Raw genomic sequence first — 10,313 nt, forward strand, 5'->3', positions numbered from 1 at the left:
GCTCGCGCCTTGGCAAGGCGGCCCGCGCCGTGCCAAACCATTGTTTGCAAAAGGGAGTGGCGTTTGGGGGGGACGATCGTCGAGTTTGACCGCGTGGGCCTGCGCTACGGCACGGGCGCGGAGGTTCTGCGCGACCTCGATTTCCGGCTGGGCGAGGGCGGCTTCTACTTTCTCACTGGCCCGTCCGGCGCCGGCAAGACCTCGCTGCTCAAGCTGCTTTACCTTGCCCAGCGCCCAACGCGCGGCCGCATGGCGCTGTTCGGCGACCAGCTCGACCATGCGCCGCGCGACGCGCTGCCCGGTTACCGCCGCCGCATCGGCGTGGTGTTCCAGGATTTCCGCCTGATCCGCCACTTGTCGGCATTCGACAATGTCGCGCTGCCGCTGCGCATTTCCGGCCATGGCGAGGCCGATATCGAGGGCCCGGTGCGCGAGATGCTGGCCTGGGTGGGGCTGGCTGACCGCGCCAGCGCTCGCCCACCGACGCTGTCGGGCGGCGAGCAGCAGCGGGTGGCGATCGCCCGGGCGGTGATTGGCCGGCCCGAGCTGATCATCGCCGACGAGCCGACTGGCAACGTCGATTCCGCCATGGCCGAACGGATCCTCCACCTGCTGACGGCGATGAACAAGCTCGGGACCACGGTGATCGTCGCCACCCACGACGTCGGGCTGATCGCCGCCACGCCTGGAGCGCAGCTGATCCGGCTCGAAAACGGCCTGCTGGTCGATCCGACCGGCCTTTTGAAGCACCCGCCGGGTGCGCCTCGGGCAGCTGCGCCATGAACCCGCTGACCATCTCCGACGCCGAGCGCAGGCTGATCCCGTCCAGCGGCCTCAAGGGGCCGGTGCCGCTGCTGATCGCCATCATGACCTTCGTCATGGTGGTGGTTGGAGCCGCCGGCCTGGCGCTGGCCAACACCAGCTCCGTGGTAAAAGCCGGGGTCGAGCACCGCTATTCGATCCAGATCGCCGACGGCGCCGCCCGGGCACCGGCGGCACTCGCCGCCGCTCGCGCCAATCCGGGCGTCAGCCGGGCCGTCCAGGTCGATCCGGACGACCTGCGCCGGACGCTCGAGCGTTGGCTCGGGCCGGCATCGAAGGAGGCGGACCTGCCGCTGCCGGCAATCATCGACGTCGACCTGAAACCGGGCGCGGATCCGGCGGCGGTCGCGGCAGCGGTGACCGGGGCTGTCCCGTCGGCCCGGTTCGTCGCCCACCAGGCCAGTCTCGCGCCGCTATTGGGTGCGCTGCGCTCGCTGACCCTGCTGACCCTCGGGCTGGTGCTGATGATCGCGCTGGCCAGCGCCGCGGCGGTCGTGCTGGCGGCGCGGGGCGCGCTCGATACGCATCGCGGGACGATCGAAGTGATGCATGGCATCGGCGCCACTGATGACCAGGTTGCGCGGATTTTCGTCCGGCAAATCGCAGTCGACGCCTTGCTCGGCGGCCTCGCCGGCACCGCGGTTGCCGGGCTGATCATCGGCCTGATCCTGGGCAACGCCCGCACCGCCACGACCATCGCCGGGGCGCCGCCGCTTGGCTGGAACGACGCGCTGTGGCTGCTGCTGCTGCCGATCGCGATCGCCTTGCTGGCGACACAGGTTGCCAGGAGCGCGCTCATCAGGGCATTGCGCGAGCGCTTATGATCGCTCGTCTCCTGGCCTTCGTCGCCATAATTTATGTGCTGGGGTTTGCGCTGTTCGCGGTGACGCTCGGCGAGCCCGCGCCGGCCGATACGCCCAAGGTCGACGCCATCGTCGCCATCACCGGCGGCAAGGGACGGATCGAGCATGCCGCGGAGCTGCTGGCGGAAGGCAAGGCCAAGCGGCTGCTGATTGCCGGCGCCGATCCCTCGGTCAGGAAGGCCGATCTTGTGGCCCGGCTGCACGCGCCCAAGAAGTTGTTCGACTGCTGCGTCGACCTCGGGTCGGAATCGGTCGACACCCGCTCCAACGCCGAGGAAGCCAGGCGCTGGGTCGAGCGGCACCATTATAAGAGCTTCCGCCTGGTCACCAGCGACTGGCACATGCGGCGCGCCCGTTACGAGTTCGACCGCCAGCTCGACAGCAGGGTGACCATCATTCCCGACGCGGTCCGGACCGAGCCCAATTTCGGCACTTTGTTCGCCGAATATAATAAATATGTTCTGCGCCGGCTCAGCGTTTGGCTGGATATCTGATGGCCGCCGTCCGCTCGCTCATCTTCTTCCTGCTCTTCTACCCCGGCACCCTGCTCTATGTGCTGACCGTCATGCTCGTCTCGCCGCTCGGAACGGCGCCTGTTCGCAAGGTCGTCCACGGCTGGTCCGACTTCCACAATTGGCTGGTCCGCCACATCCTCGGCATCCGCTTCGAATGGGACGGCGAGATCCCCGAGGGACCCTATCTGATCGCGGTCAAGCATCAGGCGATGGTCGAAACGGTCGAATCGCTGCGCTTCGCCCGAACGCCGGTGGTGGTGATGAAGCGGGAACTGACGACCATGCCCTTGTTCGGCTGGGTCACGCTTCGCTACGGCTCGATCGGAGTCCACCGCGAGGCCGGTGCGCAAGCACTGCGCGAAATGATGGCCAAAGGTAAGGAAGCGGTCGCCCAAGGCCGGCCGGTGGTCATCTTCCCGGAAGGAACGCGGGTGCCGTTCGGCGAAAAACCAGAGCTTCGCCCCGGCTTCGCTGGCCTTTATCGCGCGCTCGGCCTGCCGGTGGTGCCGGTGGCGCATGACAGCGGGACATTATGGTCGCGCGGCCTCGTTAAGCGATCCGGCACGATCCATTTCAAGGTCGGTGAGGTGATCCCGCCAGGCCTCAAGCGCGACGATGTCGAAGCGCGGGTGCACGCCGCGATTAATGCGCTCAATCCGCCGAGCGCAGCGTAGCAATTGCTTGGCAATTGGTAGCAGCGCGAAGAGACGGAGCGAGCCGGCCAGCCTGCCGCAGAGCGGACAGGACTGACGGCGCGGATTCACTCCGCGCCGGCGGCCCATTAGCCCCTTAAAGTCGCGCCAAGCTTCTCTGCCGCGGCAATTACCTTCTTCGACACTTCGCCGATTTCGGCGTCGGTGAAGCTCTTCTCGCTCGGCTGCAGCGTGACTTCGACCGCCAGGCTGAGGCCCTGCGCGCCGTCGAACCGGTCGAACAGCCGGGCATCGGTGATCAGCGCCTTGTCGGCCCCGCGGATGGCACGGACCAGCGCATCGGCGGCCAGGTCGGCGGGAACGATGAAGGCGAAGTCGCGGCTGATCGCCTGCAGCGCCGGCGGCGTAAATGCGGGACGCGCCCGTTCGCTGCTGCGCGCTGCCGGAATGGCGTCGAGGTAGATTTCCGCCGCGACGGTCCCTGCCGGCACTTCGAGCGCCCGTTCGATCCGCGGATGAAGCTCGCCGAACGCGGCCAATATGGTCTTGCCCAGCCCCAGGGTCGCCGACCGGCCGGGATGCCAGGTGTCGCCGGCGCCCATATTGAGCTGCAGATTGCCGGTCGGGGCCCCGGCGGCATCGAGCAGCGCCATCACTTCGGCCTTGGCGTCGAACGCGTCGAAGTTGGCGCCCTTGGCGGCGAGCCAGCTGCGCGGCGCCTTGTCGCCCGCCAGCAGGATGGCGACCGTCGGCCGCTCGGCATCGGCCAGGTAGCGCCGGCCGAGTTCGAACAGGCGGATGCTCGACGCGCCACGATCGGCATTGCGCCGGGCCGCCGCGGCCAGCCCGGGGATCATCGACGGGCGCATATATTTCATGTCTTCGCTGATCGGGTTGGCCACGATGTGCGTGGCGCCGCCGAACAGCTCGGCATCGTCCTTGCCGATGAAGCTCCAGGTCACCGCTTCGTCGAGCCCGCGCGCGGCAGCGGCGCGGCGCACCTTGCGCTCGACCATCTGCGATCTTGTCGCGGTGGCGTGGGCCACCCCTTCCGCGCGCGGCAGCGGCGCCGAGGGAATCTGGTCATAGCCGACGATGCGGGTCACTTCCTCGACCAGGTCGGCCGGGCCGTCGACGTCGGGGCGCCAGGTCGGCACGGCCACGATCCAGGCACCTTCGCCGGCCGCGGCCAGCTTCTTGCCCATCGCCAGGCGCGTTTCCTCATTCTCCCAGCTCTCGGGATCGTCCGGATTGACCATCAGGAAGCCGAGCCGGCCAAGGATCGCGCGCTGCTCGTCGACGGGCAGGTCGATCCCGCCAAGGTCCCGCACCCGCTCCGGACGGTGGACCAGGCGATGCGTCACGTTCGGATAGCCGTCGGTAGGAAATGTGCCGCTGATCACCGGCTCCGATGCCTCGCCACCGGCGAGGTCGATGATCATCTGCGCCGCGCTTTCGATCGCGCTCGACAATTTCATCGGGTCGATGCCGCGCTCGAAGCGGGAACGGGCGTCGGTGCTGATGGCGTGGCGCTGCCCGGTCCGCGCGATCGCTTCGGGATCGAACCAGGCGCACTCCAGCAGCACGTCGGTGGTGTGTTCGTCGACTCCGGTGCTTTCGCCGCCGACGATCCCACCGAGGCCGATCGCGCCGCTTTCGTCGGAGATCACGCAGTCGACTGCCGTCGGCGCATATTCCTTGTCGTTCAATGCCATGAAATGGTCGCCCTTGCGGCCGCGGCGAACGGTGATCGGCCCCTTGAGCTTGGCGGCGTCATAGACGTGGAGCGGCCGTGCCTGGTCGACCGAGTAGAAGTTAGTGATGTCGACCAGCGCCGAGATCGGGCGGAGGCCCACGGCCTTCAACCGCTGCTGCAGCCATTCCGGGCTGGGCCCATTCCTGACGCCGCGGATCAGCCGCCGCCAGAAGACGTAGCAACCGCTGTCCGGCTCGACGATGACCTTGGGCTCGGCCGGCCCCTTGCCCTTGATGACCTGATAACCCTTGGGCTTGAACGTCCCGAGCCCGGCTGCGGCGAGATCGCGAGCGATGCCGTCGACGCCCATGCAGTCGGGCCGGTTGGGCGTGACGGCGACGTCGAACACCGCTTCGTCCAGCCCGGCATAATCGGCGAAGCTGGTCCCGACCGGTGCGTCGGCGGGAAGCTCGATGATCCCGTCATGGTCCTCGCCCAGCTGCAGCTCGCGCGCCGAGCACATCATGCCATTGCTTTCGACCCCGCGGATCGCCGCCTTCTTCAGCGTGAAGTCGCTCCCCGGGACATAGGTGCCCGGCCCGCCGAACACGCCGACCAGCCCGGCGCGGGCGTTGGGCGCGCCGCACACCACCTGCAGCGGCTCACCACCGTCGCCGGTGTCGACCGTCAGCACCTGCAGCTTGTCGGCCTGCGGGTGGCGTTCGGCCGTCAGCACGCGCGCGACCGTGAAGGGCCTCAGCGCCTCGGCCGGGTTCTCGACGCCTTCGACTTCCAGCCCGATCCGGGTCAGCGTATCGGCGATCGTCGCCGCATTGGCGTCGGTGTCCAAATGCTCGCGTAACCACGAAAGGGTGAACTTCATTGAAGGTCATCCTTTCGTGCCCCGGACTGCAATCCGGGGCCCAGTATCAATGACTCGAATTTCATGCCCCGACTCCTCCCGACAGTGTCGGCACATCGAGGAAGCGGAAGCCGTAATGCTTCATCCAGCGCAGGTCGCCGTCGAAGAAGGCGCGCAAATCATCCATGCCATATTTGAGCATCGCCAGCCGGTCGACGCCGGTGCCGAAGGCGAAGCCCTGCCATTCGTCGGGGTCGAGCCCGCAATTGGCGATCACCTTGGGGTGGACCATGCCGCTCCCCAGCACTTCCATCCAGCCTTCGCTGCCGCCGACCACACGGCGGCCCTTTTCCATCGACCAGCCGATATCGACCTCGGCCGACGGCTCGGTGAAGGGGAAATAGGACGGCCGCAGCCGGATCTGGACATCGTCCCGCTCGAAGAAGGCCCGGAGGAATGTCTCCAGCGTCCATTTGAGGTGGCCGAGCGTGATCCCTTTGTCGATCACCAGTCCCTCGATCTGGTGGAACATCGGCGTGTGCGTCGCGTCGCTGTCGCTGCGATAGACCCGGCCAGGCGCGATGATGCGGATCGGCGGCTGCTGCGACTGCATCGTCCGGATCTGCACCGGCGAAGTGTGGGTGCGCAGGACCTTGGGCGCGCCGTCGTCGCCCTTTTCGTCCATGTAGAAAGTGTCCTGCATCGCCCGCGCCGGATGGGTCTCGGGGATGTTGAGCGCGGTGAAATTGTGCCAGTCGTCCTCGATCTCGGGGCCTTCGGCGACCGAAAAGCCAAGGTCGGCGAAAATCTCCGCCAGCTCGTCCATCACCTGGCTAACCGGGTGGATCGAACCCCTGGGGGTTTCGCGCGCCGGCAACGACAGGTCCAAGCGCTCGGTCGCCAGCCGCCGCTCGAGCTCGGCATTCTCCAGCGCTTCCTTGCGCACAGCGATCGCCTCGGTCACCGCTTCGCGCAGCGCGTGAATTTTCGGCGCCTCGGCGGTGCGCGTCTCGGCGTCCATCGCCCCCAGCGATTTCAGCAGCTGGGTCACCTCGCCCGACTTGCCGAGCGCGGCGACGCGCACCGCATCCAATGCGGTGAGGTCGGCGGCGGCGGCGATCTCGTCGCCGAAGCGGGCCAAAAGCGGATGGACGGACACGTAAGATTCCTTGGGCAAATGCGAAGGCGGGCTTAGGGTCCAAACCCAGCCATGGCAACGGCCGTGACGGAGCGGATTTTGGTGCAGCGCAAGGAGAAAGGAGGGAGCGATGCTGGATGCATCGTGACCGACGACACGACGCCGCGCCGGACCACAAGCCGCCCGCCGCTTTGCGGTCGTCCGCAAAAGGCCCGCTGCTCGGCGTCGCTTGCTTGCGCGTAGCTTCGACTACGCGACTGCGCTGCGCTTCTTGTCAGCGGACCTTTTGCGGGCGATCCCGACCATTGTCGTGGTTGGGTTTGGACCCTAGGCAGGGATTGGGGGGCGAACGCAAGGAGGCGCGCAAATGGCGGAGGAATGGCCGGCGTTCGATGTCGAGCGGGATTCGCCCACTTTCGCCACCCTCCACCTCGCCAGCCAGATGCTCGGCAAGGTCCGGGTCGCCAATGCGGCCTGGGTCAACCATGGCTGGCACGCGACCCTGCGGCCGGCCGCGACGGGACTAGCTACCCTGCCGACGGCATGTCCAGGCGGACGCAGCTTCACCCTGGGAATCGACCTGTGCCAGCATGGCATCGCGCTCGACGTCAGCGACGGGTCGCGGGAACTGCTGCCGTTCGTTGACGGGCAAAGCATCGCCGACCTCCACGCCGCCTTCGTCGCCATGCTCGACCGGTACGACCTGCCGTCGCGTTTCAACGGCCGTCCCAACGAGATTGCCGACGCGCCGCGCTTTGCCGACGACCATGCGCCGCGCCACTACAATACGGCGTCAGCCGACACATTGCGTCGCGCGCTGGCCGTGATCGTGCCCGTGTTCGAGACGTTTCGGGCCGGTTTCCTCGGCAAGGGCAGCCCAGTCCAATTCTACTGGGGCAGCTTTGACCTGGCGGTCACCCGCTTCTCCGGCCGCGACGCGCCGAAGCACCCCGGCGGCATTCCCGGCCTACCCGACCGCATCACCCGCGAAGCCTATAGCCATGAGGAATCGAGCGCCGGCTTCTGGCCGGGTGGAGTCACCGCGGTCGATCCGATCTTCTACAGCTACGCCTATCCCGAACCGGCCGGCTTCCGCGAAGCTATCGTCGTTCCCGACGCTGCTGGATTCGACACGACGCTTGGCGAATATACCTTGCCCTATAAAGCGGTGCGGAAAGCCGCAGATCCTGCCGCCGAGCTGATGGGCTTCCTCCAGTCGACCTATGACGTCGCCGCCGATCTGGCGAAATGGGATCGCCAAGCTTTGGAGCGCGAGCCGGTCGCACCATGATTCCGTGATGGCAGCTTTCGACCCATTGCGGTCATTAGCGCGGCAGGCGATGTTGCCGCATGAGCATCGAAAAAGCTGACGTTATCGATGGCATTGGGCTTCGACCGGACGGGGTCGTCGAGATGCTAATCAGCGACCACCTTGAATGGAATGGCGAGCAGCACCATCAGCTACTAGCTGCAAAGATTGAGGCTTACGCCAACGCCATTTTATCGGGTCAGCTCGCGGAAAGTTACCCACCGGCAGAGGGCAGGCAGGTTTGCATCAAGCTGGTTTGGCAGCACGTTCCAAACGCCGCCGCAGTCCGCTTCTTTGGGGCCGTCGAGCAGCAGTTGAGCAGCGCCGGCATCGACTTCACCCAGACAGCCTTGCCTGACGGATTCTAATGACCGCCTTCCACCCATTGCGGATTCTTGCACCGTACAAAAAGCAGGTGAGTTCAGGCCGCCACGAACGGGAAGGGCGAGATCGTCTTCTTGGTGCGGTCAATCGCCAGCATCCGCCCGGCCGGCGGAGTCGCCCGATAACCGCAATCGATCCGCGGGCAGATGGCACAGGCCGGGCCGACCGGAGTCACCGGCGCCTTCTCCAGATCATAGCCCTCGGCGCAGTGCAGCCGGTGCGCATGTCGGATGTCGCAGCCCAGCCCGATCGCCAGCAGCCCGCCCGACAGGTCGCTCTTGATCGGCCGTTCGATGGTCCGCGCGACGGTAAAGAAACGCTGGCCGTCGGGCGTCTCGATCAGCTGGGTGACGACCTGGCTATTGGCCTGGAAGGCGGCGTGGAGGTTCCAGCGCGGGCAGGTGCCGCCGAACCGCGAGAAGGGAAAATTCTCGCCGGCGTAGCGCTTGCTGATGTTCCCGGCCGGATCGACCCGCAGCATGAAGAAGGGAACGCCGCGTGCGCCGGGCCGGCCCATCGTCGTCAGCCGGTGCGCGACCTGTTCGACGTTGGCGCCATATTCGCCGCAGAGGCGATCGATCGAATAGCGATATTGTTCGGCGCTCGCCAGGAACCGGCCATAGGGCATCATGATCGCCCCAGCGGCATAGTTGGCGAGGCTCATATGGAGCAGCTGGCGCACTCCTTCGTCGGGCGGCGCGGCCTCGGCCACCAGCCGCTCCAGCAGCGGTGCAAATTCGACCAGCGCCAGCTGGTAGGCGAGCGCGAAGGTGCGGTTCTCCGGCCGTAGCTGCGACGACATCAGGAACAGCCGCCGGTCCTGGTCATATTGCTGGCTGACATTGCCGAGCTCGTCTTGCGCCACGACCCGCGCGCTGATCCCCCACGCTTCCTTCAGCCGCCGCCGCATCGGCTCGGCCATCGACAGCGGATCGCTCAGCGCCCCGCCAAGCGTCTCGGCCGCTTCCTCCAGCGCCGGATAATAGTTGCGGTGCTGCTGGATATAGTCGCGCACCCAGTTTTCCGGCGTGACCAGCGCCCGGGCGTCGCCGGCACTGGCAATCTCCGGATTACGCGCCGCTTCCTTGAGGGCGCCGTAGAGCCGCGCGATGGCATCGGCGATGGCCGGCGCATTGTTGGCCAGCTCGGCCAGCTCGTAGCGCGGCACGCCGAGGTCGCTGAGCAAAGCGTCGGAGAATATTTCACTTAAGCTGTCCGGGCCGGTCCTCGCCCCGCCGTTGGCGGCGAAGCTGCGCACATCGACCTCGTACAGCTCGGCCAGCTTGAGCAGCAGCGCCGCGGTCACCGGCCGCTGGTTGCGCTCGAGATGGTTCAGATAGCTCGGGCTGATCGCCAGCGTCTGGGCCATGTCGGTCTGCGACAATTCATGGTCGCGGCGGAGGCGGCGGAGGCGGTGGCCGAGGAAAAGCTTGCTGGACATTCCGCATCTTCTGTCAATTTCGCCCACCTGTCACAAGTCAATCTGTGACAAGCACACGCTTTTTGCCGATGCGCTTTGGCCCCTCCTATGGTGGATTCTTCTGCGTAATCCACTGCGTCACCGAAGGACCAAGGCATGACAAGTTTTGACCAGGTCGTAATCGCCCCCGCCGGCCGCTTCGACGGGATCGAGCGGCCCTATTCCGCCGAGGATGTCCTTCGCCTGCGCGGCTCGGTGCCGATCGAGCATAGCCTCGCCCGCCGCGGCGCCCTGAAGCTGTGGGAATTGCTCAAGCGCGACGAACCGGTCCGGGCCTTGGGCGCGGTCACCGGCAACCAGGCGATGCAGATGGTCCGCGCCGGGCTAGAGGCCATCTACCTTTCCGGCTGGCAGGCCGCGGCCGACGCCAACACCGCCGGCGCCATGTATCCCGACCAGTCGCTCTACCCGGCGAACACCGGGCCGGAGCTGGCGCGGAAGATCAACCGCACCCTCCAGCGCGCCGACCAGATCGAACATATGGAAGGCGGCACGAAGCGCGACTGGTTCGCGCCGATCGTCGCCGATGCCGAGGCCGGCTTCGGCGGGCCGCTCAACTGCTTCGAGATTATGAAGAGCTATATCGAGGCC

Annotated in this window: 9 protein-coding genes and 1 pseudogene; 7 read left to right on the forward strand and 3 right to left on the reverse strand. The window is 66.7% G+C overall.

The window, feature by feature from the left end; translation table 11 throughout:
* Window positions 1-63: 63 nt before the first annotated feature.
* From ftsE to Q0C64_RS11940, 4 genes are read left to right on the forward strand one after another with little or no spacing between them, the layout of a single operon-like run.
* A complete protein-coding gene (gene ftsE / locus Q0C64_RS11925) occupies window positions 64-783 on the forward strand; it encodes a cell division ATP-binding protein FtsE (RefSeq protein ID WP_294124061.1) in 720 nt (239 codons plus the stop codon).
* Window positions 780-1,646, forward strand: coding sequence for an FtsX-like permease family protein (locus tag Q0C64_RS11930; RefSeq protein WP_294124062.1), 867 nt, complete (start codon window positions 780-782; stop codon window positions 1,644-1,646). The genes ftsE and Q0C64_RS11930 overlap by 4 nt, the downstream gene beginning before the upstream one ends.
* Window positions 1,643-2,179 (forward strand): YdcF family protein, encoded by a 537-nt coding sequence (locus Q0C64_RS11935; RefSeq protein ID WP_294124063.1) that lies wholly within the window; start codon window positions 1,643-1,645, stop codon window positions 2,177-2,179. The genes Q0C64_RS11930 and Q0C64_RS11935 overlap by 4 nt, the downstream gene beginning before the upstream one ends.
* Window positions 2,179-2,874: a lysophospholipid acyltransferase family protein gene (locus Q0C64_RS11940; protein WP_294124064.1), complete on the forward strand. Its 696-nt coding sequence runs from the start codon at window positions 2,179-2,181 to the stop codon at window positions 2,872-2,874. The genes Q0C64_RS11935 and Q0C64_RS11940 overlap by 1 nt, the downstream gene beginning before the upstream one ends.
* A gap of 107 nt (window positions 2,875-2,981) precedes the next feature.
* Here the strand turns inward: Q0C64_RS11940 and pheT are convergent, their stop codons facing one another.
* Window positions 2,982-5,432 carry a phenylalanine--tRNA ligase subunit beta gene (pheT, locus tag Q0C64_RS11945; protein WP_294124065.1) on the reverse strand — a complete coding sequence of 817 codons (2,451 nt, stop codon included), beginning with the start codon at window positions 5,430-5,432 and terminating at the stop codon, window positions 2,982-2,984.
* 61 nt (window positions 5,433-5,493) lie between these two features.
* Window positions 5,494-6,552: a phenylalanine--tRNA ligase subunit alpha gene (pheS, locus tag Q0C64_RS11950; RefSeq protein WP_294124069.1), complete on the reverse strand. Its 1,059-nt coding sequence runs from the start codon at window positions 6,550-6,552 to the stop codon at window positions 5,494-5,496.
* A gap of 364 nt (window positions 6,553-6,916) precedes the next feature.
* Here pheS and Q0C64_RS11955 point away from each other — a divergent pair, with 364 nt between their 5' ends.
* Both Q0C64_RS11955 and Q0C64_RS11960 read left to right on the forward strand, forming a co-directional pair.
* The gene (locus Q0C64_RS11955; protein ID WP_294124066.1) at window positions 6,917-7,840 is read left to right on the forward strand and encodes a DUF5996 family protein; all 924 of its coding nucleotides are present in this window, start codon (window positions 6,917-6,919) and stop codon (window positions 7,838-7,840) included.
* A 59-nt stretch (window positions 7,841-7,899) separates the two neighbouring features.
* A complete protein-coding gene (locus Q0C64_RS11960) occupies window positions 7,900-8,226 on the forward strand; it encodes a DUF6572 domain-containing protein (RefSeq protein ID WP_294124067.1) in 327 nt (108 codons plus the stop codon).
* Window positions 8,227-8,279: 53 nt separating this feature from the next.
* On the opposite strand, the gene Q0C64_RS11965 is transcribed toward Q0C64_RS11960, so the two are convergent.
* On the reverse strand, window positions 8,280-9,683 hold the full coding sequence (locus Q0C64_RS11965) for a short-chain fatty acyl-CoA regulator family protein (protein WP_294124068.1): 1,404 nt from the start codon (window positions 9,681-9,683) through the stop codon (window positions 8,280-8,282).
* A gap of 135 nt (window positions 9,684-9,818) precedes the next feature.
* On the opposite strand from Q0C64_RS11965, the pseudogene Q0C64_RS11970 reads away from it, so the two are divergent.
* Window positions 9,819-10,313: pseudogene (locus tag Q0C64_RS11970) on the forward strand (isocitrate lyase); the annotation flags it as partial.

The organism is Sphingomonas sp. (assembly GCF_023266535.1).
Lineage (GTDB): Bacteria > Pseudomonadota > Alphaproteobacteria > Sphingomonadales > Sphingomonadaceae > Sphingomicrobium.